The organism is Bacillus cereus group sp. BfR-BA-01408, assembly GCF_022663305.1.
In the GTDB taxonomy this organism is placed as follows: Bacteria; Bacillota; Bacilli; order Bacillales; family Bacillaceae_G; genus Bacillus_A; species Bacillus_A pacificus.
In genome coordinates, this window is the sequence record NZ_JAKUFF010000020.1 from 13,952 (window position 1) to 40,637 (window position 26,686).

Here is a 26,686-nt window from a genome sequence, read left to right on the forward strand (position 1 = left end):
TATTCAATAAGAGAAGGTGTGCTTAAAGAAGTTAAATTAAATAAGGAGCTGTTTTATTATATGCAACAAAATAATGATTTAAATTTTGAACCTCAAGACGTTAATATTGTCAATCCTAAACAAGCCAGGAAAGCAGTAGTTGCTACTGGTATAGGGAATGCAATGGAGTGGTTTGACTTCGGATTATACGCGTATTTAGCGGTAATTTTAAGTCAATTATTCTTCTCAGGTGTTGATAATAGTGGATTGCAACTTGTACTTACATTCGGTACATTTGCTGCAGCCTTTCTCGTTCGACCAATCGGGGGTGTATTCTTTGGTAGAATAGGAGATAAGTACGGCCGAAAAATCGTGTTAAGTACTACTATTATTTTAATGGCACTTTCTACATTATTCATCGCATTACTACCAACCTATGAACAAATTGGTGTATGGGCACCAATACTACTTTTAGTTGCCCGAATGATTCAAGGCTTCTCTACAGGCGGCGAATATTCAGGAGCAATGGTTTATATCGCAGAATCTTCTCCAGATAAAAAGCGTGGTATACTCGGTAGTGGTCTTGAAATTGGAACACTCTCAGGTTACATTGCTGCTTCGGTAATTGTTACCATTTTGACGTTATTGTTAACAGATGAACAAATGCTCAGCTGGGGCTGGCGTATTCCTTTCTTAATAGCTGCACCAATTGGCTTGGTCGGTTTATATTTACGCCGTCATTTAGATGAATCTCCTATCTTTGAAGAGATGGAAAAAGCACAAGAGGAATCTGAAGACAATGAACAATTTTCATTTATGGATATTATGAAATATCACAAAAAAGACTTCTTATTAAGCACAGTAATTGTCGCCTTCTTTAATATTACAAATTATATGATTCTTTCGTATATTCCTTCTTATCTAACTCAAGTACTTAAAGTCAAAGAAACAACTGGCTTATTAATTATTTCAATTACGATGGCACTTATGATTCCGCTAGCACTTTATTTCGGTAAATTAAGTGATAAAATTGGTAATAAACGCGTCGTGCAAATCGGCTTACTTGGTTTAACTGTATTTGCAATTCCAGCATTTTTACTGATTGGTAACGGACATATTGCTGCTATATTTGCAGGTATTTTCATATTAGGTTTCTTCCTAAGTGTGTATGAAGGAACATTACCGTCATTATTACCATCACTCTTTTTCACCGATGTACGTTATCGAGCACTTTCGATCTCATTTAATATTTCTGTATCAATATTCGGTGGAACAACACCACTTGTATGTTCATACTTAGTTCATGCGACTGGTAACCCGCTAGCACCGGCATTTTATTTAACAGGTGTAAGTATCATTGGATTAGTCGTATTTAGTGTTCTATTCGTTACAACATCAGGACGCGCGCTAAAAGGTTCATATCCTACAGTAGAAACGAAAAAAGAAGCACACCAAATCGCTAAAGAAGACCCTGAAGAAACACTTTGGTGGCATGAAGAGTCATTAGAGATTGAAGCAGGGAAAAACGCCTCAATTTAAAAAGTAACGTAGAAGTATAAAAAGACTCCTATGAAAATAGGAGTCTTTTTGTTGTATTATTTTTTTCTTTTCTTTAAATCCTTCTGATACATGTAAAGCTTATGAATTTCATCCTTAAATTCCTGCAAAAGTACGGTGTTTTCCTCATTTGAATAACGCACTGTATTATAAGCATTAATAATAATATGACTCTGAATATTTACACCTTCTTCACTATTTATTCTATCTAACCATGCCTCAATAGTTTCGCCTCGATTTCTATTTAAAGGGGGATTTAACTTACTTTCAAGCTTAAAAATCTCTTTTCGAATTTCGTTATGTGGCGGTTTGTTTCGTTTCAAACGTTTTTGGCTCATGCCTTCTTTATCAGTGATGATAGTAGATTCAAAGACAGGTATATTTGGTAAACTGAATTGTTTTCGTTTTTTTATTATTTTCCAAACGACATAAATAGCAATGGCTGCACAGGCTATTATGGTTATGCTATTTATAAGAGTTGGATCAAAAGGACGTGGCTCCAATCCATCCTTAATTGTAGGATCTTTTAGATTTCCTTTATTCGACCAAAAATCATCTGTTTCTTTTAACGCGGCTGCTGAAAATAATGGATTAATAGCGTATCCGAACCCTAATGCAACTGCTTCTATGATAAATGAAAAAACAAGCCGAATGAAAGGAAACACTTGAATAAGTACTATACTCATTACACCAATCGTAATAATAGAAGCGAAACGTAATAACTGTTGATTACGATTTGCCCCAGTTAACCCAAATGTAATCATAATGTGTATAACTAATAGTAATAGTTTCCCGAGTGGTGGAAAAGGCGCATAAAATATAGCTGAAACCCCAAACCAAACAATACCACCTAACGATTTTTGAACTGGATATCCTGGTCCAACTACATGTACGATAAAGAAGAAAAGCGGTAACATAATGGTGCCAAATAGAGAGAAAGGGAGAAAAATAGAACAACCGATTATTTGAGTTATTAACAGTATGACAAATCCTGTTGTTTTTTTCTTCATTAATTTATGAACAAGAAATACACCAATATAGCCTGTTGCTAAAAATATAACAACAGCAACAAGTTCGTCCCTTTCTGTTAATAACGAAAGGAGGAGCAGCAGAATAAAGTCATTAACGTGATAGAGCCAAGTTTTCAAGCTTTTCCACCATCCCTTCGTTATTTATGAGAAACGTAGGTTGCGATAGAAGAGAGAGGTCATTCTTCTGCAAGCCAATGTAAATCATTGTAGAGAATCGTTCTCCTTTTCTATTTGTATAATGGAGAAATCCTTGTTTCGGAATTAATGTGCTATCGTCTGAAATACGTGCCAATTCCTCTAAAGCTTTGGCGTAATGTGTTTGCCCTTCATTTAATGGTAAGTGCAGAGGACCACCTTCGGCTAATATACTAATAAATAATTCAAACGGTATTTGATGCTTCGTAGCGTATTGACAAATGTATGTTGCAAATGAAATAAGATCTTCTATATTATCTTTCCAACCAAACCCGCGATCAGCAGCTAAAGAAAGACAGATCGTCCAACTATAATTTTTTACAGGTTCATATTGCTTCGCCTGTAATTCCTGCATTTTAGCAGATGCTTTCCAATGAATAGAACGGAAAGACTCACGTTCATATCGTTTCACACCGATAATAGATGTTTCATCATTGTAAAAAGAAAAATTGGTTCGATAAGATCCATTTAAAAGTTGCTGAAGTTCTTGCAAACCTGCTACTTCTTTAGGAGAAGGGTACACAATAAATTCAGTTCTTAATTTATCAAATACAGGTAAATGTACAGATAATAAATGAAAAGGATCTTTCAAAACACATTCGAATTGTTCAATTTGAAACACGCCACGCTTCGTAGCGGTTAATGATAAATCCCATTTTTGCGCTGAATGAGCAGGTTGTGAAAATGGAAAAGAGAATAGTGTTTTTGATATTTGTTCAATTCCTTGATCTTTATTCGGTAGTAGGGACGGATCTAAATGAAAATAACAAACACCATTAACGAGTGGTATATTTGCTCCATTTTTTAAATGAATAAAAAACTGTCCAGATTCATCAGGGAAAAGCCGAGTTGTTTGTTTCTCATTTATTACTTGAAACTTTTTCTCTATGTAAGCGACATATTTATAAATGAAAATCGCAAATAAATAGTAGAAGAAAAAGAAAAACATAATGATTCGTTGCGGCATAAAAAATGTAAATAGTATCGCGCCTGGCACAGATAGTTGAATAATATGAAGTTGAAAAAATAAAGGTACAGTTACAACGCGCTGTCCATTCATGCTTGCTCAATCTCCACTGGTACGTCAACCTCTTTTAAAATCTTTTGCATCATTTCATTTTTTGTCGTACGTAATGCGCCTTCCATTGATAAGACGATACGGTGATTCCAAACAGAAGGAACTAACAATTGTATATCTTCTGGTGTGCAATATTCTCTCTCTCGTAAAAAGGCTAGCGCTTGAACAGCACGTACTAAAGCTAATGTGGCACGTGGACTTACACCGTTAGCGATATAATCATGATTTCTTGTAGCGTGAGCAAGTTTAATAATGTAATGTTCTAACGGTTCTGATACGAAAATTTCTTTCACTCGTTTCTGTGCCTCTAAAATATCATCTAAAGTAATAACAGATGTGACACTTTCTAGTGGTGCATCGTTACGAAAACGTCGCATCATTTGTAGTTCATCTTCAGGATTTGGATAACCTATAGAAATTGTCATTAAAAAACGATCAAGCTGTGCATCTGGAAGAGGGAACGTTCCTTGTGATTCAATTGGATTTTGCGTCGCAATAACAAAGAACGGTTTTGGAAGAGGAGTTGACTGCTTTTCAAGCGTCACTTGTCGTTCTTCCATCGCTTCTAATAAACTAGACTGTGTTCTTGGCATTGCACGGTTAATTTCATCTGCCAATAAAATATTTGCCACGACTGGTCCTAGTCTTAACTCAAATTCGCTCGTTTTCGGATTGAAGTATTCAATACCTGTCACATCACTCGGAAGTACATCGGGTGTAAATTGAACGCGAGAAAAATTACCACCAATACTTTTTGAAAGTGTTTTCGCAAGTAACGTTTTCCCAGTACCAGGTACATCCTCAAGAAGCACATGACCGTCAGCAAGCAAGGAAACAATTAATAGATCTATAACATTTTCTTTACCTACAAAAACTGATCCTATATTTTCTTTCAATTTATTTATCATATGTATCATTCCTTTCAAAATATAAACGGATATTTCTATATTTTAACAAATTATTCAGAAAATTTATACGGTTTTTCAATTCAAAGAAATAAATATTCAATTATTAAATTATATTCTTGCACATTTTGGAATGCAAATATATAATATCGGTATACGATGTATCGTAAGTCGATATATCATGAAGCGATGTATCGGAGGTGGTTATAATGAATACGAAAGCGAGAAAATATATTCCGTTAACTGAGGCGACATATTACATATTGTTATCACTAGTGAAACCAATGCACGGATATGGAATTATGCAATTGGTAGAAGAGATGACAAATGGAGAAGTAAAGCTCGGTCCTGGAACTTTATACGGGAATACGACGAAGTTACTAAAAGAGAAGTTAATAGTTGAAGTGGCTTCTACAGATAGAAAGAAGTGCTATGAATTAACGCCGTTTGGGAGAGAAGTGTTGGAGCTAGAGTACAATAGATTACAGCGTTCGGTTAAAAATGGGAATAGTATATTAGGGGAGTGATTGGAAGATGGAGACAAAAAGGGTATTTAAATTTTACGCGGGATGGAGTTTAGAAAAAGAGGAAGCCTTTTTAAGAAAAATGCATCAACAAGGCTGGGCGCTACAAAGGTATAATATGATGTATACGTTTAAGAAAACTGAGCCGAAAGATGTAATTTATAAAGCAGATTTTAGGTTGGATTATAAAGATTCAAAAGAAAAGAAAAAAGAATATATTGATATATATGAAATGTGTGGATGGAAACATGTAACGAGTTTTGCGAAATGGAATTATTTTTGCAAAGAGGTAGAAGAGGAAAATGAGTTGCCTGATATATATTCAGATAAGGAAACGAAGATACAAAAACTTAATGAGTTGTTACAAGTCATTGCAATTATGTTTGCAACATTAATTCCAGCACTTTACTTATGTCTTTTTGGAGTATCAGAATCTGGATTATATAAAGGTATGGTAGGTTTTTTTGGTTGTTTATATTTGTATATACTTATTAATTTATATTGGAAGATTAATAAAATGAAAAAGGAAATATTGTAACAAAGGTTGCGACTATTAAAAGGGGAGATTGTATAGAATCAGCTCCTTTAATTTTTATATATGTTTATTTTGTTCGATCTTTTTTACATAATAAAAGACCTCCTTTTTAATTCATAGAACTAACAGTTACAAAGATAATCCCAGTAATGATACCTAAAAAAATCATAAATGAAGAAGTAATTAATAATAACGAACTAGTAATTAATATCACTTTATTAGATTTTTGTTTTTTATAAATGAAATAAAGTAAAAGACCACAAACAGTAGAAAGTATCCATGTAGCTAAACCGTAAGAAGTCGAGATTTTCTTCCAGTCGAAAATCCAAAAGTAAAAGATGACTATGTGACAAGTTAATAGTAGAAATGTTGATGGAAGCATTATCTTTTTATTTAAAATCATTTGTTTTACCTCCCTTATGTAAATATTACTAAAAAAGTGTAGAGTTTAATATATATAATAAGGAAGAAATACATTTTTAATTAACGTATTAAACGAAAAAATCCCTTATAGAAAAATCTATTTCTACAAGGGATAATCATGTTTTTATTAGAAAGACTGATTTTGAGCAGGTTTAATAAATTGTTCAGGATTTTCAACAAGTCCGCATACAGCACATTGGACACGGTAAGTAGGTCCTTGGTAAGCCATATGAAAAGCATTCATCGTTTCATTTGTGTATTCCTCTTCTACTTGACCAGTTTGTGGATTTAACTTAACGGGTTTTACTTGTTGCTCAAGAATATTAAAGCGCGTGCGGTTCGTTTTACAACTTGGACATAGCATTGGTTCCATATGTATACACCTCCATTTGTAGCATTTCTTAAACTCATTAATTTTATGCAAACAAAAAAACTTTCTCAATATAAATAGGTGTTTAATGTATTTAAAATTCAGAAAAAATAAAATATAATAAGGGTACGAACTGGTTATGTCCAAACCAAATCTCCTGTTTTATGCCAATAAGCTGGGGGGCCGAGAAATCGGCCTTATTTTTTGTGCTCGCTACTATAGGAAACAAGGTTTTTATGAGACTTTTGTCGAAATTTTAGGGATGGATATAAAGGGGGATTAATAATGGATTTGAAGATGAAGTACATCATTTTATATGTAGAAAAGTTTGAGGAATGTTTAAAATTCTATAAAGATATTTTACAGTTGCCTATAAAAGCAGAGCACGGTACATATATTGAATTTAATACGGGATCTACAATATTAGCAATGAATACGCGGCAAGACGTGAAAGAATTAACAGGATTACCACTTACAGAAGGCGAGTTACAATCTTCTCATTTTGAATTAGGATTCGTTGTTGAAAATGTAGAAAAAATGATTGAGCAATTTAGAGAACAAGGTATTACGATTTTAGTTGAACCAATTGTAAAGCCGTGGGGACAAACAATTGCATACATTGCTGATCCAGATGGGAATTATATCGAAATTTGCAGTTCATTAGAATAGAAGGAGAAAAAGAGATGGGGTTTCCGAAACTAGAAACAGAACGTTTACAATTAAGAGAATTAACGCTGTTAGATGCAGAAACGATGTTCCGTTATTTTTCAAAAGAATCTGTTATACGTTATTTCGGAATGGATTCTTTCGAAAATATTGAGCAAGCGAAAACAACGATTCAAACGTTTAAAAATCGTTATGAAGAGGGAAGTGTATTTCGCTGGGGAATAGAGAAAAAGGGGACGGGCCAATTAATCGGAACGTGTGGTTTTCATTTAATTAACCATCATCATAAGCGAGCTGAAATTGGTTATGAATTAGACGATACATATTGGGGACAAGGATACGCATCGGAAGCGTTACAGTCGATTTTAGCTTACGGGTTTGAAAAGTTGCAACTTATAAGAATTGCTGCTGTTGTATATGTAGAAAATAAAGCTTCTCAAAAATTATTAAATAAAGCAGGATTTCAAGAAGAAGGATTACTTCGAAAACATATGATTCAAAATGGAGTTGCGCATGATACGATTTTATATTCTTTATTAAAAGAAGAGTGGAAGAAATAATGAGTACAAACGAACTTATAACTATTATGAAGAAGCATAGGGAAAATAGATTCATTTTAGGTATAGATGGTTTAAGTCGTTCAGGAAAAACAACATTTGTTGCAAATTTAAAGGAAAATATGAAACAGGAAAGCATTCCGTTTCATATTTTTCATATTGATGATCATATAGTGGAGCGTAATAAACGCTACGATACCGGATTTGAAGAATGGTATGAGTATTATTATTTGCAATGGGATATTGAGTGGCTTCGGCAGAAATTTTTTCGAAAGTTACAAAATGAAACGAGACTGAAATTACCGTTCTATCATGATGAGGTAGACTTATGTGAAATGAAAAAAGTACAGATCCCCATAGTAGGTGTCATAGTAATTGAAGGTGTTTTTCTACAGCGAAAAGAATGGAGAGATTTTTTTCACTATATGGTGTACTTGGATTGTCCAAGAGAGACACGGTTTCTACGGGAAAGCGAAGAGACCCAAAAGAAACTTTCGAAGTTTCAAAATAGGTATTGGAAAGCAGAGGATTATTACTTAGAGATGGAATCGCCGAAGGATAGGGCGGATTTAATCATCAAATGATTTGAAAATAGAAGGTGGACATAATGAATATTTTATGGGATTTTGATGGTACGTTATTTGATACGTATCCTGCATATACAATGATGCTATCTGAAATATTGGGTGATAGTGTAGATGAACAAGAAATTTACAAAAATCTAAAAATATCATATTCACATGCAATTCAGTATTATAATATTTCACGTGAACAGGAAGAAAGGATTAAAATTTTGAAGGTGAAAATCACTCCAAAAGATATGAAACCTTTTGGAGGTGTTGAAGAGATTTTGAAATATGCGGATAAAAATGTGATTATGACTCATAAACATAGGGCGGGGGTTATGGAAATTTTAGAATATTACGGCTGGGACAAATACTTCGTCGACATGGTTACAATTGACGATGGTTTCCCCCGAAAACCGAACCCTTTATCTTATGATTATTTGCATAAAAAGCACAATATTGATTTAGCTATTGGTGATAGAGAGTTAGATTTATTACCTGCAAAAGAATTAGGTATTTCAACATGTATGTTTCAAGGGGATTGTGATGTAGCGGATTATTCTTTATCGCATTACTCGGAATTTTTTAAAGTGGTGAATGATAGAGGGTTTTCTTTATAAAATAAGTGATTATTAAAGACTGTATCGTTCCATTTAAAGATACAGTCTTTATTTTTTAGAGTTATTGCATCTTTATTTTCTATACACTTCAATACGTTCGTTCCCCCATGTATTCAACAAGGTTTCTATGTGTACCAATTGCCATGGATTAAAGAATGATTGTCCATCTTTATTAAAGAAATAACCGTCGCCTAGATGAAAAGAGGCATGTAGTACTTTGTTCTTTTCATTTTTCCAAACAAGGATATCGCTAGGTTGTAAAGAATCGATGGAAGCTGATTTTAATCTATACCTTTTTATTTGTAAACCTTTTAGAAAGCTATTATCATGTACCCATTTCGTAATCATCCATTTTACCTCAGATTTTTCACTACAAATACTCGCTAAAGTAGCTGCAAGACAATTTGCTCCGTTTGCAGTTGAAAAAGTATTAAAATAGGGAGCGATATGGGGGGATTTTTCTTCGAATTTTTTGATTTTCTTTTCACTTAATGAAGTTTGATAAACAAATTGTTTTGTTAGTAGAAGTAGGAATTTATATTGAAACTCTTTATGTAAGTTATCCCATAGTGCTTTTTGCATACTTATATAACGCTTAGAATTATATGTAAATGAATAAGGAGATACATGTTGCAATATAGTTGCTTTACTTGAAGGAGATGTTATACCTTCTAGTACACATTCAATTATATCCCATTCATAAATAGAACCTCTATTAACTTCAAATTGAATTTGAAAAATCCTTTCGCGTGTTTCTTTGTCCCATTGCATAATCAAACTAGGGTTTGCCACACAAACAAATTGAATGTCCTTATGAATATTCCATACTTGATAACTATTTCTGCTATTAATATTGTTAAAAATGGTATGGTTAGAAAATTCCTCCTTAGGCATTAGTAAAGTATTAGATGTGAAATGTTCTACTACTGTTCCATACTTTTTAGGGAAAAAGAATAAATCATATTCAGGTAGAAATTGTTCAATCCATTTATTTAGTATATTTGTTTCGATTTGTATACTTGTCATTAAAAATCACCTCTAAATCTATATTCTACACTAGTACTTTAAACGCCTTTTTAATATACAGAAAAAGCAATATTACTTATCATTGGATATGAAAATATAGGAAATATTATTCAGTGTTTGTAAGTATTCATGTTATTCTAATAATAGATTTCAATAAAGCGAGTGATCACATGAGTATTTTCATTTTAGAAGACGATGTCATACAAGCACAGCAAATGAAGCGGCTAGTTGAAGAGATTTGCGAGAAATATATGTTGCCTTTTGATTTTATTGAGGTAACTAGTAAAAGTGAAAACATCATTACTAACATTGCTAAGGCGAAGTATGTCCCAATCTATTTTTTAGATATAGAGATTAAAAGGGAAGAGCGTAAAGGGTTACAAGTAGCACAAGAGATACGAAAGTATGATACGCAAGGAATTATTGTTTTTGTAACGACGCATTCCGAATTTGCACCTATTTCATATCAATACATGGTATCAGCTTTAACTTTTATTGATAAAGGGTTGCCATACGAGGAGAGATATAAAGTTTTTGAACAATGTTTACTTCAATATGAAGCAAGAAATAAGCATATTATTCCGTCGGATGACTTTATCGTTGAAAATAGTAATGCCACTGTGCGGGTTCCTTTTCATGAAGTTGAATATGTTATGACTGATGAACCGCACCGGTTAGCATTAGTGACGTTGGGGCGAATCGTTTATTTTTATGGAACTTTAAAGGAAATTGAAATAATAGATGAACGTTTATTTCGTTGTCATCAATCATATATCGTGAATACGAAGCAAATGTCTTCTTATGATACGAAGCAAAAAATGATAGTTTTAAAAAGCGGGAAACGTATTCCAGTATCACGTCGTTTAGTGAGTAAAGTACGTAACATGTTAAAGGGTGAGATGTAATGTATATTTATGATTTATTTGCAATACTGCTTACTAGTATGTGTCATACGTTTTTATACATACAATTAATCCGGTACAACAGATTGTCAGTTAGAATGTTAATAGCTTTAAGTGCGGTATTCATTATTTTACTTGCTATTGTCGTAACAGTAACGAGATATCCAGAATTGAATAGTACGATTGTGTTATTTTTAATAAGTTTAGGATTAATGCAAAATGAACTAAAACTTAAGCATAATGTATATTTTGCACTAGTGAGCATGGTGATTATAACGTTAGTAAAAATGTTGCTTTTGGATTTAGGAATGAAACTCTTTATGTTAACGCCATTCAATTTATATTTATGGACAGGAAGTATAATTCATCTTACCGTAACGACACTTACTTTTATCGGTATTCTATTAGCGCGTAAAAGAATTCAAAAAATTGCTCAATATATAGTAAGTAGTCCGTTATATTATATAACTTACATATTATTAATTGTCGGGTTTATTATTGAACTAATTTTAACTCAACCGTCAACTGAGTTTTTAGCAAAAATAAATCAACAATACAGTGAAGTAAGTTATAATTCAGCGATTATTATTTTTTTATTATTACTAATCATTGTACTAATAAGCTCACATTTATCGAAAGAAAAGTTACGAGAAGAGCATGAAAAACGTTTAGATAAAGAGTTATTAGATTATGTGGAGAAATTAGAGAATATGCATGATGAGCTTGCTAGTTTCCGTCATGATTATATGAATGTATTACTATCGTTAGAAGAGGGAATACGTACAAAAAATGTGAAAGAAATTGAGCAAGTGTACTACGATGTTATTGCTCCCACATTAAAAACAATAAATGATCATGAACTTGATATCGCAAAATTATCTCGCATACATATTCCTGAAGTAAGGAGTGTATTAAGAGCGAAAGTCGGTACTGCCCAGCAGCAACAAATAAAAGTAATGCTTGATATACCAGAGAACATTGAAAGTGTTTCGATGGCGATTATTTCATTTATTCGCATCATTTCAGTTTTAGTAGACAATGCAATTGAAGAAGCAGTACAAAGTGAGGAGAAGATATTGCAAATCGCATTCTTTAAAATGGATTCACGACAATATTTCATCGTGCGTAATAGTTCAAAGAGTGAAGGGATTGATTTGCAAAAAATTTATGAAAAAAACCATTCAAGTAAAGAAGGGACTAGAGGATACGGGCTATTCTCATTAAAACGGATCATGAATAAAACAAATAATGCGACGTTAGAAACAACTTATGTAAGTCCTTATTTCACGCAAACATTTATATTAAAAGAGATGAAATAACCATCTATGATGAAAATGTAACCGAATAGGAAATAACTACATACTTTTTTCACTCGTTTTTATACACTTCAAGTAAGAGGTGAAGCGAGATGAATGGTCTTATTTTTACAGCAATGATTAGCTTTGGTTTACCGCTTATTGCACTTTTATATGCTGTTTGGAAGAAACGCTATATTCCATATATGTTAGGGGTATTGGCTTTTGTTGTATCACAAATATTGATTCGTATACCAATACTGAATTATATAAATGGAACTAGCACAGATTTTCAAATGTTTTCTGTTATGCAGCCTGTCCTATTTGCGCTTTTGCTTAGTTTATCAGCTGGAATTTTTGAAGAGGTAGCTCGTTTTATCGCCATGCGCTATTTTATGAAACAACGAGATTGGCAGTCTGGTTTTTTATTTGGGGCAGGACATGGTGGTATTGAGGCAGTGTTAATAGTTGGCATCCCAGTAATATCCCTATTATTTTCACAAACAGTCATTCAAAATGGTGACAGTTACTATTTCGGCGGCATTGAGCGTATTTTTGCGATGGTATTACATGTTGGGCTTTCCTTCATTGTATTACAAGCTGTCGTCCAAAAAAAATTTCGTTATGTTGTATATGCAATTCTCATCCATGGGGCTGCAAATGCAATAGCGGGCATTATATCACTTTATGTACCAGGAAAAAGCGGGATCATTATATCAGAAGTTTCAATAGCAATTTGTGCGTTACTCGTTTTTAGTTATAGTTTCATTTTAAAAAGAAAGGGTGTATGAAAATGAGAAAAATGTTACTTATTATTATAAGTGCTATCGCGGCGTTCGCGCTCGCGGCATGTACCGGTAATAAAGTAGATGAAAGTACGTCAAAAAAGTTTATTCCAAAGGCGGAAGAAATTGTATCATTATTAAATGAGGCAAAGTATAAAGACGTGCGTGAAAAATTTGATAGTAAAATGAAAGCTGCATTGTCAGAAGAAAAGATGAAAGATCTTACACCTATAATAGAGAAAGCTGGTACATTCGAAAAAATTGAAAAACAATCGATTGAAGAAAAAGATGGCTTATATACTGTTATTCTTGTAGCAAAATATAGTAAAGAACAACGGACATTCATTATAACTTATAATGATAAAGAAGAAATAGCAGGTTTAGTTATTAAATAAAAAGAGTCCTTCTCGTATGAAGGACTCTTTTTATTCGATATCTTCAGGTCGATATTCTAAAATATCCCCAGGTTGGCATTCTAATGCTTTACAAATGGCTTCTAAAGTTGAAAACCGAACTGCTTTTGCTTTTCCGTTTTTCAAAATAGAAAGGTTAGCCATTGTAATTCCAACCTTCTCCGAAAGCTCTGTTACACTCATTTTTCTTTTCGCTAACATTACATCAATATTAATAATAATTGCCATATTATTCACCTCAGACCGTTAAATCATTTTCTGATTTTATATCTATCGCATCTTTTAATAGTCTTTGGAGAACGGCAGCAAAGACCGCGATTACCATTGAAGCAAAAATCATAATCATTCCAATAATAATAATGCCAGGGGCGTCATCTCTCTCTGCCACAAGATAGAAAAGTGGCATACCTAATACATATAATACACTAATTGCTAGTGCGCTGTACTTAATATTTTTTAAGGCTTTAACAGATAGTTCTGAGAATGCATTGTTCTTATCAATATAGTTTAAAAGCTTAAATGTTTGGTACAAAGCAAAATAATAAGGTATTGCTGTTGCGTATAAGTTGATAAATACAAGATATTTAATATATGCAATATCAGGATATAGTTCAGCAGCGAAGTTTCCTATTTTAGGAACTAAAAAAATGCACATAGCAAGAACAGGGATACCCATTAGAATCACAGCTGTCTTTAGGAAGAGTGTTGATCCTTGTTTCATAAAAAGCACCTCATTTATTTAATATCTTATTAATTTACCACGGAATTTATTGTTAAACAATAAATTTTTATTTAATTCAATTGGGGATTTATTGTTTAACAAGTTAATAATAAAAAATCTTCTTTATAAGATAGATGAACTATACCGACATGTAATGAATAAGAAAGTTACTATTGTTAGCTTTAGAAAAATTGGGAACTAATAAAACATATGTAGGCAGTCAGAATTTTGTATGTAAATGAATGTGAAACTAATGGAGGCGCAATCATGTTTGTATTGGGTTTAAAGATGAAGAAGTTACTGTTAGTAGGAACGATCACACTAAGTATGTTATGTACTGAAAGTATGATGGATGATCATACGGTGGAAGCGAAAGTGAAAAAAGTAGAACGTCAACCGAAAAATGTAATCATAATGGTTATGGACGGAACGAGTTCTTCAGCAACTACATTAGCTCGCTTGTATAAAGGGAAACCACTTGCATTAGATGAAATTGTAACAGGAGGAGTTCGTACATATTCGGCGGAATCAGCTATAACAGACTCAGCTCCAGCAGCTACAGCTTTAGCGACGGGGAATAAATCGAATTCTGGATATGTAGGGGTATTACCTACTATTGTGAGTTCACCTGGCTTAAAATCAATAAAAGAAGAGGACAAGTTACGTCCAGTTGCCAATGTTTTAGAAGGTGCGAAACGTACTGGGCGCGCAACTGGAATTGTTGCTACAGCTGAAATTCAGCATGCTACTCCTGCTGGATTCTCTGCTCACCATGTAAACCGCAAGCATTTTGACGTAATTGCGGAGCAACAAGTGTATCAAAATATAGATGTCGTATTAGGCGGGGGAAAAGCGGCACTGCTACCTATAAAAAGAAAAGATGGTGAAGATTTAGTAAAGGTGATTCAAAACAAAGAATACGACTTTGTTGAAACGAAAAATGAATTATTGAACTCTAAATCTAATAAAATTTGGGGCTCTTTCTCACATAATGCCTTAGCGTTTGATATGGATCGTGAAGCAACAAATCTGGAGCAACCAACGCTTTCGCAAATGACGGAAAAAGCAATTCAAACGTTATCAAAAGATAAAGATGGGTTCTTTTTATTTGTGGAAGGAAGTAAGCCAGATTGGGCTGCACATGTGAATGATCCAATTGGGATGATTAGTGATGTATTGGCATTTGATAATGCAGTTGCAGAAGCATTAAGATTTGCAAAAAAAGATGGTAATACGATGCTAATAGCCGTAGCGGACCATGGTAACAGCGGTATTTCTATTGGCAATATGAATACGACAAAAGGTTATAATACTACGCCGGTCTCTACATATATTGATCCGTTGAAAAAAGCGAAAATGACACTTGAAGGGACTATCAATAATTTGAAATCTGATATATCCAATGTAGAAGAGGTAGCTAAATTATACGGGTTGGACAATTTAACTTATGATGAAAAAGAAAGGTTAAAAGTGGTTAAAAAGAAAATAGATGTAGGTCCAATTTTCACTACATTATTGGCTAACCGTGCGAACATAGGCTTCACAACAGGAGGGCATACTGGTGAGGATGTATTTTTATATTCATACGGTCCTCAAAAGCCAGTTGGCTTGATTCAAAACACGGACGTTGCAAAGACAATGGCGAAAGCGATGGGCTTTAATTTAGAAGAAGTAACAAACAAATTATTTGTAGAGAGTGAATTAGCCTTTAAGCAGAATGGTGCAACTGTAACAGTAGATAATACTGATGCAGTAAATCCTGTGCTCATAGTAAAACGTAATAATGTAACAGCTCAATTATTTGTTAACAAAAATATAATTCGTATTAAGAATAAAGATTATGAATTAGGAAGTGTTGTTGTAGAAAGCAATGGTAAATTCTATGTACCAGAAGAAGCAAGTCGTTTATTCATAAAGCATTCTCGTTAAAAAAACGCCAATTCCTTAGCTACTACTTAGGAATTGGCATTTTTGTGTAGATGAGATTTCACTTGAAAAAAGAGGAAAGAGAACCACAAATTCTAGAGTGAACTTCCTGTAAATTCACCTATTTATGTTTTTCATCCTAGAAAAAATATTTCTCAACATTTTAGCACTTTAAAAAGATTGAATATTCGTATTATAACGAATATTATATTGCTATCGGCAAAAATCGATAATTTGCAGACACTGGGGAGGAAATACATTGAAAAAGAAAAAGAAATTAAAACCTTTAGCGGTATTAACAACAGCAGCAGTGCTAAGTAGTACGTTTGCTTTTGGAAGTCATGCAGCGTATGCTGATACGCCACCATCTCTACCAATTGATGAACATTTAATACCAGAGGAACGCTTGGCAGAAGCGCTGAAGCAACGGGGAGTAATCGATCAATCTGCATCACAAGCTGAGACATCAAAGGCTGTCGAAAAATATGTTGAGAAAAAGAAAGGGGAAAACCCTGGAAAAGAAATCTTGACAGGAGATAATCTTACGCAAGAAGCTTCAGATTTTATGAAAAAAGTAAAAGATGCAAAAATGAAGGAAAATGAACAGGCGCAGCAACCCGAAGTAGGATCAGTAGCTGGGCAAGGTCTAGGATTGAACCCAGGAAAATTAAATGGAAAAGTACCGACTACACCAGCGAAGCAAGCTGAGTACAATGGGGCTGTTCGAAAAGATAAAGTACTTGTATTACTCGTAGAATTTAGCGATTTTAAGCATAATAATATTGATCAAGAACCGGGTTATATGTATTCTAAGGACTTTAATCGTGAACATTATCAAAAAATGCTATTTGGTGATGAGCCATTTACGTTATTTGATGGATCGAAGATTAATACATTTAAACAATATTATGAAGAACAATCTGGCGGAAGCTACACAGTTGATGGAACTGTAACGGAATGGCTTACTGTTCCAGGAAAAGCGTCAGATTACGGTGCTGATGCGGGAACTGGCCATGATAACAAGGGACCTTTAGGACCAAAAGATCTTGTGAAAGAAGCATTAAAAGCAGCGGTAGCAAAAGGTATCAATTTAGCAGATTATGACCAATTTGATCAATACGATCAAGATGGTGATGGAAATAAAAATGAGCCAGATGGAATTATTGATCATTTAATGGTAGTACATGCAGGCGTGGGTCAAGAAGCTGGCGGTGGTAAATTGAAAGATGATGCAATTTGGTCTCATCGTTCAAAACTAGGGTCGAAGCCATATGCGATTGATGGTACAAAATCTTCTGTTTCGAACTGGGGCGGAAAGATGGCTGCATACGATTATACAATCGAGCCTGAAGACGGAGCGGTTGGTGTGTTTGCACATGAGTATGGTCATGATTTAGGCTTACCAGATGAATATGATACAAAGTATTCAGGACAAGGTGAACCAGTTGAATCATGGTCTATAATGAGCGGCGGTAGCTGGGCCGGAAAAATTGCAGGTACAGAGCCAACAAGTTTCTCACCGCAAAATAAAGAGTTTTTCCAAAAAAATATGAAGGGGAACTGGGCGAATATTGTTGAGGTAGATTATGATAAACTTCGTACGGGAATCGGTACTGCAACATATTTAGATCAAAGTGTGACAAAATCAAAACGACCAGGAATCATTCGTGTTAACTTGCCAGACAAAGATATAAAAAATATTGAGTCAGCATTTGGTAAGAAGTTTTATTACAGCACGAAAGGAAATGACATTCATACAACACTTGAGACACCAGTATTTGACTTAACGACTGCAACGGATGCTAAGTTTGATTATAAGGCATTTTATGAACTGGAAGCGAAGTATGATTTCCTTGACGTATATGCGATTGCAGAAGATGGAACGAAGACACGCATTGATCGAATGGGTGAAAAAGATGTAAAAGGTGGTATAGATACAACGGATGGTAAGTGGGTTGATAAATCATATGATTTAAATCAATTCAAAGGAAAGAAAGTAAAACTGCAATTTGAGTATGTAACAGATATTGCAGTAGCATATAAAGGATTTGCGTTAGACAATGCAGCGTTAACTGTAGATGGAAAAGTTGTTTTCTCTGATGACGCAGAAGGCCAGCCAGCAATGACATTAAAAGGATTTACTGTGTCTAACGGATTTGAACAGAAAAAACATAACTACTATATTGAGTGGCGTAATTACGCTGGGTCTGATACTGCATTACAATATGCACGTGGTCCAGTATTTAATACAGGAATGGTTGTATGGTATGCGGATCAAAGCTTTACAGATAACTGGGTAGGCGTTCATCCAGGTGAAGGGTTCCTTGGAGTAGTAGATTCTCATCCAGAGGCAATCGTAGGAACATTAAACGGACAACCTACCGTGAAGAGCAGTACACGTTATCAAATTGCCGATGCGGCATTCTCATTTGATCAAACGCCAGCATGGAAAGTAAATTCACCAACTCGCGGTATCTTTGACTATAAAGGATTACCAGGAGTTGCAAAATTTGATGATTCTAAGCAATACATCAACAGCGTTATTCCAGATGCGGGACGTAAGTTACCTAAACTAGGATTGAAGTTTGAAGTAGTAGGTCAAGCTGAAGACAAGTCTGCAGGTGCAGTTTGGATCCATCGATAAAATAAAAGGAAATGAAGAGGAGCTGCCATAAGCCGGTGAAACTGACTTATGGCAGCTCTTTTCTGCTTGTGAAAAAGTTTGTAGAAGTTCATTTTATAAATAAAACGCTCCATTTGTCCAATTATAGCGCGATTTGGGGAGTAAGTAATTTGTAAGTATTGAGTAAGAAAAAAGAGATTTTTATAGTATATAATATTTATTACATCTACTTTTAACACCTGATACTAATAGTATGCTATAATATGAATTAGCAACAAAAAGGAAAGGAATTAGTAAAATGACATTAGAAAATACTAAAAATTTAAAAAAACAAGTTGCTCCGTATGAAAAATCAACAATTAAAAAAAGTGTGTGGCAACTTATTAACACAGTCGTGCCATTTGTTGTTTTATGGTATCTCGCTTATAAAAGTTTGTCTGTTTCTTATCTGTTAGCATTAGTTCCATCTTTGTTAGCTGCTGGTTTTATGACGCGAATTTTCATAATTTTTCATGATTGTACCCATTATTCATTCTTTAAAAGTCGACGTGCAAATAGAATAGTAGGTACATGTATGGGTGTGTTAACGTTATTCCCATTTGATCAATGGGGGCATGAGCATGCGATTCATCACGCTACAAGTGGTAATTTAGATAAGCGAGGTACAGGAGATATTTGGACGCTTACAGTCGATGAATATGTAGCTGCACCATTTAGACTTCGTTTAGCATATCGTTTATATCGCAATCCATTCGTTATGTTTGGATTAGGTCCGATTTATGTTTTCTTGCTTAAAAATAGATTTAACCGAAAAGGTGCAAGACAGAAAGAACGTATGAATACGTATTTGACGAATATTATTATCGTTGCTGTAGTAGCAATACTTTGCTGGGCAATAGGGTGGCAATCGTTTCTGTTAGTACACGGTACGATATTCTTAATAGCAGGTTCAGTAGGGATTTGGCTGTTTTACGTACAGCACACTTTTGAGGATTCTTATTTTGAAGAGGATAAAGATTGGGAATATGTAAAAGCAGCAGTAGAAGGAAGTTCATTTTATAAACTTCCAAAAATCTTGCAATTCTTAACTGGTAATATTGGATTCCATCATGTTCACCATTTAAGCCCAAGAGTACCTAACTATAAGCTAGAAGAGGCACACAATAATACGCTTCCGTTAAAAAATGTACCAACAATTACACTTGCTACAAGCTTACAATCACTACGTTTCCGTCTTTGGGATGAGAAAAGTAACAATTTTGTTAGCTTTAAAGATGTAAAAAATATAATTAAAAATAATGTTTCTGTTCGGGTGAAATCGGAATTATAATTTCATCGGCTATAAAACTCCCCTTAATCATTTTCGATTTAAGGGGAGTTTTTGTTATATATAACGGATATTGAGGACGTGGAATCATATGTAGGTATAAATTAAATGATACGATAATAATATTATGTAAATAAGATAAAACGTCATTATTTTTTATTATTGTGAAGGATATCATACATATATAATGGAAAGCAGAAGGTAGAGGAGAGTAATGATAAGAACAGAAACAACGTAATAAAATAATTCTTTCAAAAGGAAGGGGATAGGAAAGATGTTGAAATTACAAGGAAAATACAATGAAGCGAAAGTATTTACAAATAACGTTGATGAAACTGCGACTGGGCAGATTATTGATCTTTGTAATCAAGAATTTGTAAAGGATAGTCAAATTCGTATTATGCCAGATACACATGCGGGAGCAGGGTGTACGATTGGAACAACAATGACAATACAAGATAAAATTGTTCCTAATCTTGTAGGGGTAGACATTGGGTGTGGGATGGAAGTGGTTGTAATTGATAAGAAAAAAGAAGAAATTAATTTCGATTATTTAGACGAAACAATTCGGAAATTTGTTCCAAGTGGTTTTCGTATCCGAGATAAAGAACATCGATTCTCAAAAATGATTGATTTTGATGGTGTGAGAGCACCATTTACATTACAACGCGCTCAAAAAAGTATAGGTACTCTTGGAGGAGGGAATCATTTCATCGAACTAAATGAAGACGAAAAAGGGAATGTATATATTGTCATTCATAGTGGTTCTCGTAATTTAGGAAAGCAAATAGCAGAGTATTATCAGAACTTCGCATATGAACAACTCATTTATGTTACATCAATGAAAGATGAGATTATTAAGAGATTAATGAAAGAGGGGAGAGAAAAAGAAATACAAGAAACTTTACGTGGAATAAAGAAGCCTAATATTCGAAAAGAATTAGCTTATTTAGAAGGACAGGGATTCAAAGATTATATGAATGACATGAATATTGCTCAAAAGTATGCTGCGTTAAATCGTAAAGCAATGATTGATGAAATTGTCACTAAAATGGACTGGCAAGTAACCGATCAATTTACTACAATACATAACTATATAGACATAGAAAATATGATTCTACGAAAAGGTGCTATTTCAGCTCAGAAAGATGAACGAGTCATTATTCCAATTAACATGAGAGATGGTTCAATTATTGCATTTGGTAAAGGTAATCCAGACTGGAACTTTTCTGGTCCGCACGGGGCAGGACGTATTATGAGTCGTAAGAAGGCTAAAGAATCATTGAGTCTAGAGGAATTTCAAAATACGATGACAGAGGTGTGGACTACATCAGTAGTAGAAAGCACAATTGATGAGGCACCAATGGTATATAAGCCAATGGGTGAAATTATCGAAAATACGAAAGAGACAATAGATATAAAGCATATTATTAAGCCATTATATAATTTTAAAGCGAATTAAAATGATAAAAGACCGCACATGAAGTGAAAGCCATGTGCGGTCTTTTATATAAGCAGGGTATTACATCGTCTCGCTAATTTTAGTCTCACTATTAGTGTTAGTAGAAATTCTTTTCTTAACTTTTAAGTGATAATAAGTGTAGCAAAAGATAATAAATGGTACAGTGCAATAGATTCCAAGTCGTTGTTCTGGGATAAAGATTAGACTGATTAATATAATGCCGTACAATCCAAAACCAAGTATTGGTACAAGTGGATAAAGTGGAGTTTTGAACTTTAAGTCCTCTAATTTTCCGCAGTCTGCTAAATAATGTTTACGGAAAAAGAATTGAGAGACACAAATTGACATCCAAACAATGATTGTTATGACGCCAGAAATGGAAATGAGCCATAAGTAAACCGTTTCAGCAGCTACAACGCTTGTTAAAAGAGAAAAAGCAGAAATAGCAATTGTCATAATTAAAGCATTCAAAGGTATTCCTCGTGATGATAATTTCTTTAAAAAGGCTGGAGCCATTTCATTTTTGGATAATGACCAAAGCATGCGAGTTGCTGCGTACAATCCTGAATTGGCGACCGAAAGAACAGCAGTAAGAATAACAAAGTTCATAATATCAGCGGCATATGGAATACCGATATTATCAAATACAGCAACGAACGGACTTTTTGTTAATCCTGCTTCTTCCCAAGGAATTAAAGCAACGAGAACAAAGATTGCTAAGACGAAGAAAAACATCGTGCGCCATATAATATTTCTAATAGAACGAGGTAAAGTTTTTGCTGGATCTTCACTTTCACCTGCTGCGATTCCGACAAGTTCTGTACCTTGGAAGGAATAATTGACTGTAACCATTGTTAATAGGATAGCTGCAAGTCCATTTGGAAATAAACCACCATGATTCACGAAATTTGATAATAGCGGTGCTGGTTCGTCGCCTTTTAAATCGATAAAACCGAACATAGCGGCGCCGCCAAGAATAATAAAAGCGATAATGGCAGATACTTTTATACTTGAAAACCAAAATTCTGTTTCTGCATAACTACGAGCAGATAATGCGTTAATTGTGAAGATTGTAACGCCAAATATTAAACACCAAACCCAAACAGGAATATCAGGAAACCAGCGCTGCATTGTAATGCCGGCAGTTGTAAATTCAAGGCCGGTTGTATTTGCCCAGCTTAACCAATACAACCATCCGATTGTAAAGCCAGTTGCAGGATTAATAAACTTAGTGGCATATTCCTGGAAAGAGCCTGAAACAGGCATGGCTACAGCGAGCTCACCAAGACATAGCATAACGAAATACATTAATAATCCACCGGCCATAAAGGCAAGTACGGATCCACCAGGTCCAGCTTGACTTATAATAAAGCCAGATCCGTTAAATAACCCCGTTCCAATCACACCACCGAGTGCAATCATGAATAAGTGTCTACTTTTCATCGTACGTTTTAATTCATTGTTTGTATTATTTACTTGCGCCATTGTTTTCCTCACTTTCGTAGTTGATAGAATAAAGTTTGATGTTTTTCCGTATTGTGGAATATATTCCGTGATGTGAAATCTTGTTATAATTTTCAGATAATTAAAAAGAAAAGTCAATATTTTTTTGTTTACGCTTTCAAATTATTGTTCGCAGTATATTTTTATTTTTAGAAAATTGAATAAATAGATTGATTTCATTTCGGATTTTTGTTAAATTGATAGGTAATTGAGCGTACTAATATATTACAAGTGAAGTAGAGGTGAGTTATGGTACAGTCCATTGATCGAGCGATAAGTATTATAAAGTTATTAAATTCTACTAATGAAAAAGAGTATTGGGCCATTTCTGATATAGCGGACAGAACACATCTCCCAGTTAGTACAGTACATAGATTACTTAATTCTCTAATCGAGCATGGGCTAGTTATGCAAATTTCAGAAACGAAACAGTACAAAATTGGACCGATGTGGATGGAAATAGGATTACGACAATTGGAGAAGGTAGACTACAGATCAGTCGCAAGAGAAGTAATGAAGCGATTGGCCTATGAGGTGGAAGAAAGTGTTTATTTGAACATTCCAAATGGAACACATTCTATTATCATTGAAAGAATGGATAGCCCATTAAAAATTCGAGTTATTGATAATCTAGGGGAACAAATTCCTCTTTCAATTGGTGCCGCAAATAAAACGATGCTAGCCAATATGAAACAGAATGAAATGGAATATATTGTTGAGCAGCTACTTTCTGCTTTACCAGAACAAAAGCAAATTCTTCTTGAGCAAATAAACCAAATAAGAAACGAAGGATATGCTGTCAGTTATGGAGAAAAAACAGAAGGGACAGCTTCAGTAGCTGCACCTATTATCGGATTTAATCATAAAGTAGTAGGAGCATTAAGTGTTGGGTTAATTAGTCATCGCATTAATGATGATCGACTTTCTTTTCTTATTAGTAAGGTGAAACAAGCAGCTCATGAAATATCAATAAAAATCGGCAGTACATCAGAACTATAATTTTGATAACTGTCGTCATTTTTTATTCATATACTGGAATTGATTTTCATAATGCGGAAAAATAGGGGGATATATATGTCAAAGTGGCAATCAAAAGAACAATTGATTCAATTATTAAGCAGTCTTGTTGAAATTCCTAGTATTACAGGGACAGAAGCTGAAGTGATATTGCCAGACTTCGTTGTGGAACAATTATCTGATTTACAGTATTTCAAAGAAAATCCGCACCATTTGCAAAAAAATCCGACAGGGGACGGACGATATTTTGTTACAGCACTAGTAAAGAAAAGCGATCGTACAAAAAATACCGTAATTCTAGTAAGTCACTTTGATGTTGTAGATGTACAAGATTACGGAGTGTGGAAAGAAGATGCATTCAATCCTAAAAAGTTAACGTCTATGTTTTATGCTCATAAAGATGAGCTTCCAGACCATGTACGTGAAGATATAGAACAAGGAGAATGGTTGTTTGGTAGAGGAACAATGGACATGAAATGCGGTCTAGCTTTACAAATGGCAATGATTGAGCAAGCTTGCGAAGGAAGATTTGATGGGAATGTTCTTTTATTGGCTGTACCAGATGAAGAAGTAAACTCGGTAGGGATGAGAGCTGCTATTCCAAGATTACTAGAATTAGCAAGAGAACATGATTTAGAGTATAAAACGGTACTAAATTCAGAGCCTATGTTTGCAAGACATCCTGGTGATCAAAAGAAATATATTTATACTGGTTCTATTGGTAAGGTGTTACCTGGTTTTCTTTGCTATGGTAAAGAAACACATGTAGGTGAACCTTTTGCAGGCTTAAATGGGAGTTATATGGCTTCATTAATAACAGCAGAATTAGAGTTAAATACAGACCTTTGTGATATTGTAGAAGGGGAAGCGAGTCCTCCGCCAACTAATTTACTTCAAAGGGACTTAAAGGAGGATTACTCTGTACAAATTCCGCATCGTGCAGTCACATTATTTAATTTGTTTTTATTAGAAAAGTCAATGACGGATGTCGTTTCATTGCTACGTCAAAAAGTAACGAAAGTAGCAGAGAAAATAGAAGAGAAATATGAAAAGCAAGCATATCGTTTTTCTAAATATAATCCGTTTATACCGCCTAATATGAAGGTGAATGTATTAACGTATGAAGAGCTTATCGCATATGCAATTGAACAACATGGGCAAGAGAAAATAAATGAAATTCAATCTAGCATTATAAAAAATAGAGAAGAGAAAGATGATCGTGCGGTAACCATTGATTTAGTAGATAAACTAGCTATTTTATGTAAAGAAAAGGCGCCGATGATTGTACTTTTCTTTGCTCCGCCATATTATCCAGCCGTAAGTTCACGCAACAATCCGTTAATTAAAGAAGTAGTTACAGAAATGGAAAAGTATGCAAACCTCAATCATAACATTACATTTGAAAACCAAAACTATTTTGGAGGAATTTCAGATTTGAGCTATGTGGGCTTACAAAATCCATTACATTCAATGAGTTCACTTGTAGACAATATGCCACTATGGGATAAAGGTTACTCAATTCCACTTCAGGAACTAGAAGAATTTGACGTTCCAGTTTTAAATATGGGACCGGTAGGAAAAGATGCCCATCAATGGACTGAACGTCTAGATGTAAATTACGCATTTGAAACGCTATTAGATATGTTGCCGAAATGCATTGAAAAATTATTAGTTTCTAATAAAATTACACAAGCGTAGTAGGGAAGGGATAAGTGAAGTTATTTTAATATAATTAAAAACTAAAACGGCCAAACTCAAGTATATTCGAGTTTGGCTGTTTATCATGTAGTGCATTTCTAATTACATTCATGTGAAGTTATAGTTTTACTTTTTCGTTTGACCAGATAGTTCAACAGACTTTTGTGTACAACGTTGCATAGCTGAAATGATGGCTGTTCGTAAGCCTTTTTCCTCTAAAGTTGCTACAGCTTCTATCGTTGTTCCGCCAGGAGAACAAACCATATCTTTCAATTCACCTGGATGTATTCCTGTTTCTAGTACCATTTTTGCAGAGCCTAATACTGCTTGAGCAGCGAATTTATATGCTTGATTTCTTGGCATGCCATCTAGTACAGCAGCATCTGCCATCGCTTCTATAATCATATATACGTATGCTGGTGAAGAGCCACTTACAGATGTTACAACATCCATTAACTTTTCACTTACGATCTCTGATTGACCAAAACTATTGAAAATGTTTAGCACATCTTCTAAATCCTTTTCTGTCACCATTTCATTTGGGCATAATGCAGACATTCCTTCTCCAACAAGAGCAGGAGTATTAGGCATTACTCGTACAACTTTTAATTTTTTATTAAAGGCATTTTCAGTACTTTCAATACTTTTACCAGCAGCGATCGTAACGATGATAGCATCGTTTTTTATTACTTCTTTAATTTCGTTAATTACTAATGGGTATAAGTCTGGTTTAATTGATAAAATTAAAATATCAGCATTTTTAGCGACTTCATTGTTGTCAGTAGTTATAGTTATTCCGTACTTTTCACTAGCATTTTCTAAATTCGTCGTGTTTAAATCTGAACACATGATTTTATTTGAAGACACTATCTTTTTGTTTAGCATCCCGCCAATTATAGCCATCCCCATATTTCCGCATCCGATGAATCCAATTTGTTTATCCATAATAATTCAATCTGGCTCCTTTTTAATAAATTATATC

Annotated in this window: 27 protein-coding genes; 17 read left to right on the forward strand and 10 right to left on the reverse strand. The window is 34.2% G+C overall.

What is annotated here, in order from left to right:
- The first annotated feature begins 60 nt into the window (after positions 1–60).
- The gene (locus MR083_RS11335; RefSeq protein WP_001186944.1) at positions 61–1,518 is read left to right on the forward strand and encodes an MFS transporter; all 1,458 of its coding nucleotides are present in this window, start codon (positions 61–63) and stop codon (positions 1,516–1,518) included.
- A gap of 56 nt (positions 1,519–1,574) precedes the next feature.
- Here MR083_RS11335 and MR083_RS11340 read toward each other — a convergent pair whose 3' ends face one another.
- From MR083_RS11340 to MR083_RS11350, 3 genes are read right to left on the reverse strand one after another with little or no spacing between them, the layout of a single operon-like run.
- The gene (locus MR083_RS11340) at positions 1,575–2,684 is read right to left on the reverse strand and encodes a DUF4018 domain-containing protein (RefSeq protein ID WP_242269295.1); all 1,110 of its coding nucleotides are present in this window, start codon (positions 2,682–2,684) and stop codon (positions 1,575–1,577) included.
- Positions 2,659–3,822 carry a DUF58 domain-containing protein gene (locus tag MR083_RS11345; RefSeq protein ID WP_242269297.1) on the reverse strand — a complete coding sequence of 388 codons (1,164 nt, stop codon included), beginning with the start codon at positions 3,820–3,822 and terminating at the stop codon, positions 2,659–2,661. The genes MR083_RS11340 and MR083_RS11345 overlap by 26 nt, the downstream gene beginning before the upstream one ends.
- Positions 3,819–4,748, reverse strand: coding sequence for an AAA family ATPase (locus MR083_RS11350; RefSeq protein ID WP_000608765.1), 930 nt, complete (start codon positions 4,746–4,748; stop codon positions 3,819–3,821). Before MR083_RS11350 ends, MR083_RS11345 begins: the two co-directional genes overlap by 4 nt.
- 206 nt (positions 4,749–4,954) lie before the next feature.
- Here MR083_RS11350 and MR083_RS11355 point away from each other — a divergent pair, with 206 nt between their 5' ends.
- Positions 4,955–5,272 (forward strand): PadR family transcriptional regulator, encoded by a 318-nt coding sequence (locus MR083_RS11355; RefSeq protein WP_001092634.1) that lies wholly within the window; start codon positions 4,955–4,957, stop codon positions 5,270–5,272.
- Between the two features lie 7 nt (positions 5,273–5,279).
- Positions 5,280–5,807 carry a DUF2812 domain-containing protein gene (locus MR083_RS11360; RefSeq protein ID WP_242269300.1) on the forward strand — a complete coding sequence of 176 codons (528 nt, stop codon included), beginning with the start codon at positions 5,280–5,282 and terminating at the stop codon, positions 5,805–5,807.
- Between the two features lie 106 nt (positions 5,808–5,913).
- Here the strand turns inward: MR083_RS11360 and MR083_RS11365 are convergent, their stop codons facing one another.
- Both MR083_RS11365 and MR083_RS11370 read right to left on the reverse strand, forming a co-directional pair.
- Complete coding sequence (locus MR083_RS11365; protein WP_000602676.1) at positions 5,914–6,207, reverse strand: hypothetical protein; 294 nt, start codon at positions 6,205–6,207, stop codon at positions 5,914–5,916.
- Positions 6,208–6,354: 147 nt separating this feature from the next.
- Entirely contained in the window at positions 6,355–6,600 is a 246-nt protein-coding gene (locus MR083_RS11370) for a hypothetical protein (protein WP_000433609.1), read from the reverse strand.
- Between the two features lie 282 nt (positions 6,601–6,882).
- Here MR083_RS11370 and MR083_RS11375 point away from each other — a divergent pair, with 282 nt between their 5' ends.
- From MR083_RS11375 to MR083_RS11390, 4 genes are read left to right on the forward strand one after another with little or no spacing between them, the layout of a single operon-like run.
- The gene (locus tag MR083_RS11375; RefSeq protein ID WP_000364494.1) at positions 6,883–7,266 is read left to right on the forward strand and encodes a VOC family protein; all 384 of its coding nucleotides are present in this window, start codon (positions 6,883–6,885) and stop codon (positions 7,264–7,266) included.
- Between the two features lie 14 nt (positions 7,267–7,280).
- Entirely contained in the window at positions 7,281–7,823 is a 543-nt protein-coding gene (locus MR083_RS11380) for a GNAT family N-acetyltransferase (RefSeq protein ID WP_242269302.1), read from the forward strand.
- Positions 7,823–8,404, forward strand: a complete 582-nt coding sequence (locus MR083_RS11385; protein ID WP_242269304.1) for a kinase — start codon at positions 7,823–7,825, stop codon at positions 8,402–8,404. The genes MR083_RS11380 and MR083_RS11385 overlap by 1 nt, the downstream gene beginning before the upstream one ends.
- Before the next feature lie 23 nt (positions 8,405–8,427).
- A complete protein-coding gene (locus MR083_RS11390; RefSeq protein ID WP_242269307.1) occupies positions 8,428–9,006 on the forward strand; it encodes an HAD-IA family hydrolase in 579 nt (192 codons plus the stop codon).
- A gap of 72 nt (positions 9,007–9,078) precedes the next feature.
- Here MR083_RS11390 and MR083_RS11395 read toward each other — a convergent pair whose 3' ends face one another.
- Positions 9,079–10,032: a hypothetical protein gene (locus MR083_RS11395; RefSeq protein WP_242269310.1), complete on the reverse strand. Its 954-nt coding sequence runs from the start codon at positions 10,030–10,032 to the stop codon at positions 9,079–9,081.
- Positions 10,033–10,202: 170 nt separating this feature from the next.
- Between MR083_RS11395 and MR083_RS11400 the strand changes: the two genes are divergently transcribed.
- From MR083_RS11400 to MR083_RS11415, 4 genes are all read left to right on the forward strand, one after another.
- On the forward strand, positions 10,203–10,937 hold the full coding sequence (locus MR083_RS11400; protein ID WP_242269312.1) for a LytR/AlgR family response regulator transcription factor: 735 nt from the start codon (positions 10,203–10,205) through the stop codon (positions 10,935–10,937).
- Complete coding sequence (locus tag MR083_RS11405; RefSeq protein ID WP_098924386.1) at positions 10,937–12,253, forward strand: GHKL domain-containing protein; 1,317 nt, start codon at positions 10,937–10,939, stop codon at positions 12,251–12,253. Before MR083_RS11400 ends, MR083_RS11405 begins: the two co-directional genes overlap by 1 nt.
- An 89-nt stretch (positions 12,254–12,342) precedes the next feature.
- Positions 12,343–13,020, forward strand: coding sequence for a YhfC family glutamic-type intramembrane protease (locus MR083_RS11410; RefSeq protein WP_001013690.1), 678 nt, complete (start codon positions 12,343–12,345; stop codon positions 13,018–13,020).
- 2 nt (positions 13,021–13,022) lie between these two features.
- On the forward strand, positions 13,023–13,409 hold the full coding sequence (locus tag MR083_RS11415; protein ID WP_001230585.1) for a DUF3887 domain-containing protein: 387 nt from the start codon (positions 13,023–13,025) through the stop codon (positions 13,407–13,409).
- A gap of 30 nt (positions 13,410–13,439) precedes the next feature.
- On the opposite strand, the gene MR083_RS11420 is transcribed toward MR083_RS11415, so the two are convergent.
- Both MR083_RS11420 and MR083_RS11425 read right to left on the reverse strand, forming a co-directional pair.
- Positions 13,440–13,655 carry a helix-turn-helix domain-containing protein gene (locus MR083_RS11420; RefSeq protein ID WP_000974624.1) on the reverse strand — a complete coding sequence of 72 codons (216 nt, stop codon included), beginning with the start codon at positions 13,653–13,655 and terminating at the stop codon, positions 13,440–13,442.
- 10 nt (positions 13,656–13,665) lie between these two features.
- The gene (locus MR083_RS11425; protein ID WP_000809097.1) at positions 13,666–14,148 is read right to left on the reverse strand and encodes a DUF2975 domain-containing protein; all 483 of its coding nucleotides are present in this window, start codon (positions 14,146–14,148) and stop codon (positions 13,666–13,668) included.
- Between the two features lie 267 nt (positions 14,149–14,415).
- Between MR083_RS11425 and MR083_RS11430 the strand changes: the two genes are divergently transcribed.
- The 4 genes from MR083_RS11430 to MR083_RS11445 all read left to right on the forward strand — a co-directional run bounded on the left by MR083_RS11430 (position 14,416) and on the right by MR083_RS11445 (position 21,486).
- Positions 14,416–16,077, forward strand: a complete 1,662-nt coding sequence (locus MR083_RS11430) for an alkaline phosphatase (protein WP_242269314.1) — start codon at positions 14,416–14,418, stop codon at positions 16,075–16,077.
- A 256-nt stretch (positions 16,078–16,333) separates the two neighbouring features.
- On the forward strand, positions 16,334–18,718 hold the full coding sequence (locus tag MR083_RS11435; protein WP_242269316.1) for an immune inhibitor A domain-containing protein: 2,385 nt from the start codon (positions 16,334–16,336) through the stop codon (positions 18,716–18,718).
- Between the two features lie 277 nt (positions 18,719–18,995).
- A complete protein-coding gene (desA, locus tag MR083_RS11440; protein WP_000171516.1) occupies positions 18,996–20,027 on the forward strand; it encodes a Delta(5) desaturase DesA in 1,032 nt (343 codons plus the stop codon).
- 271 nt (positions 20,028–20,298) lie between these two features.
- Entirely contained in the window at positions 20,299–21,486 is a 1,188-nt protein-coding gene (locus tag MR083_RS11445; protein WP_000916225.1) for an RtcB family protein, read from the forward strand.
- 60 nt (positions 21,487–21,546) lie between these two features.
- On the opposite strand, the gene MR083_RS11450 is transcribed toward MR083_RS11445, so the two are convergent.
- The gene (locus tag MR083_RS11450; protein ID WP_242269318.1) at positions 21,547–22,971 is read right to left on the reverse strand and encodes an amino acid permease; all 1,425 of its coding nucleotides are present in this window, start codon (positions 22,969–22,971) and stop codon (positions 21,547–21,549) included.
- A gap of 267 nt (positions 22,972–23,238) precedes the next feature.
- Here MR083_RS11450 and MR083_RS11455 point away from each other — a divergent pair, with 267 nt between their 5' ends.
- Positions 23,239–23,988: an IclR family transcriptional regulator gene (locus tag MR083_RS11455; protein ID WP_000250763.1), complete on the forward strand. Its 750-nt coding sequence runs from the start codon at positions 23,239–23,241 to the stop codon at positions 23,986–23,988.
- A gap of 75 nt (positions 23,989–24,063) precedes the next feature.
- Complete coding sequence (locus MR083_RS11460) at positions 24,064–25,704, forward strand: M20/M25/M40 family metallo-hydrolase (RefSeq protein ID WP_242269321.1); 1,641 nt, start codon at positions 24,064–24,066, stop codon at positions 25,702–25,704.
- A 126-nt stretch (positions 25,705–25,830) separates the two neighbouring features.
- Here MR083_RS11460 and proC read toward each other — a convergent pair whose 3' ends face one another.
- Positions 25,831–26,649 (reverse strand): pyrroline-5-carboxylate reductase, encoded by an 819-nt coding sequence (proC, locus tag MR083_RS11465; RefSeq protein ID WP_000360707.1) that lies wholly within the window; start codon positions 26,647–26,649, stop codon positions 25,831–25,833.
- Positions 26,650–26,686: the final 37 nt, after the last annotated feature.

Bases quoted from the DNA above. Each gene is read 5' to 3' on its own strand.
- MR083_RS11370 (WP_000433609.1), bottom strand. From the start codon at position 6,600: ATGGAACCAATGCTATGTCCAAGTTGTAAAACGAACCGCACGCGCTTT.
- MR083_RS11375 (WP_000364494.1), top strand. From the start codon at position 6,883: ATGGATTTGAAGATGAAGTACATCATTTTATATGTAGAAAAGTTTGAG.
- MR083_RS11355 (WP_001092634.1), top strand. From the start codon at position 4,955: ATGAATACGAAAGCGAGAAAATATATTCCGTTAACTGAGGCGACATAT.
- desA (WP_000171516.1), top strand. From the start codon at position 18,996: ATGACATTAGAAAATACTAAAAATTTAAAAAAACAAGTTGCTCCGTAT.
- MR083_RS11415 (WP_001230585.1), top strand. From the start codon at position 13,023: ATGAGAAAAATGTTACTTATTATTATAAGTGCTATCGCGGCGTTCGCG.
- MR083_RS11420 (WP_000974624.1), bottom strand. From the start codon at position 13,655: ATGGCAATTATTATTAATATTGATGTAATGTTAGCGAAAAGAAAAATG.
- MR083_RS11380 (WP_242269302.1), top strand. From the start codon at position 7,281: ATGGGGTTTCCGAAACTAGAAACAGAACGTTTACAATTAAGAGAATTA.
- MR083_RS11345 (WP_242269297.1), bottom strand. From the start codon at position 3,822: ATGAATGGACAGCGCGTTGTAACTGTACCTTTATTTTTTCAACTTCAT.
- MR083_RS11455 (WP_000250763.1), top strand. From the start codon at position 23,239: ATGGTACAGTCCATTGATCGAGCGATAAGTATTATAAAGTTATTAAAT.
- MR083_RS11430 (WP_242269314.1), top strand. From the start codon at position 14,416: ATGTTTGTATTGGGTTTAAAGATGAAGAAGTTACTGTTAGTAGGAACG.
- MR083_RS11365 (WP_000602676.1), bottom strand. From the start codon at position 6,207: ATGATTTTAAATAAAAAGATAATGCTTCCATCAACATTTCTACTATTA.
- MR083_RS11350 (WP_000608765.1), bottom strand. From the start codon at position 4,748: ATGATAAATAAATTGAAAGAAAATATAGGATCAGTTTTTGTAGGTAAA.
- MR083_RS11460 (WP_242269321.1), top strand. From the start codon at position 24,064: ATGTCAAAGTGGCAATCAAAAGAACAATTGATTCAATTATTAAGCAGT.
- MR083_RS11405 (WP_098924386.1), top strand. From the start codon at position 10,937: ATGTATATTTATGATTTATTTGCAATACTGCTTACTAGTATGTGTCAT.
- MR083_RS11400 (WP_242269312.1), top strand. From the start codon at position 10,203: ATGAGTATTTTCATTTTAGAAGACGATGTCATACAAGCACAGCAAATG.
- MR083_RS11395 (WP_242269310.1), bottom strand. From the start codon at position 10,032: ATGACAAGTATACAAATCGAAACAAATATACTAAATAAATGGATTGAA.
- MR083_RS11360 (WP_242269300.1), top strand. From the start codon at position 5,280: ATGGAGACAAAAAGGGTATTTAAATTTTACGCGGGATGGAGTTTAGAA.
- MR083_RS11425 (WP_000809097.1), bottom strand. From the start codon at position 14,148: ATGAAACAAGGATCAACACTCTTCCTAAAGACAGCTGTGATTCTAATG.
- MR083_RS11445 (WP_000916225.1), top strand. From the start codon at position 20,299: ATGTTGAAATTACAAGGAAAATACAATGAAGCGAAAGTATTTACAAAT.
- MR083_RS11410 (WP_001013690.1), top strand. From the start codon at position 12,343: ATGAATGGTCTTATTTTTACAGCAATGATTAGCTTTGGTTTACCGCTT.
- proC (WP_000360707.1), bottom strand. From the start codon at position 26,649: ATGGATAAACAAATTGGATTCATCGGATGCGGAAATATGGGGATGGCT.
- MR083_RS11385 (WP_242269304.1), top strand. From the start codon at position 7,823: ATGAGTACAAACGAACTTATAACTATTATGAAGAAGCATAGGGAAAAT.
- MR083_RS11450 (WP_242269318.1), bottom strand. From the start codon at position 22,971: ATGGCGCAAGTAAATAATACAAACAATGAATTAAAACGTACGATGAAA.
- MR083_RS11390 (WP_242269307.1), top strand. From the start codon at position 8,428: ATGAATATTTTATGGGATTTTGATGGTACGTTATTTGATACGTATCCT.
- MR083_RS11335 (WP_001186944.1), top strand. From the start codon at position 61: ATGCAACAAAATAATGATTTAAATTTTGAACCTCAAGACGTTAATATT.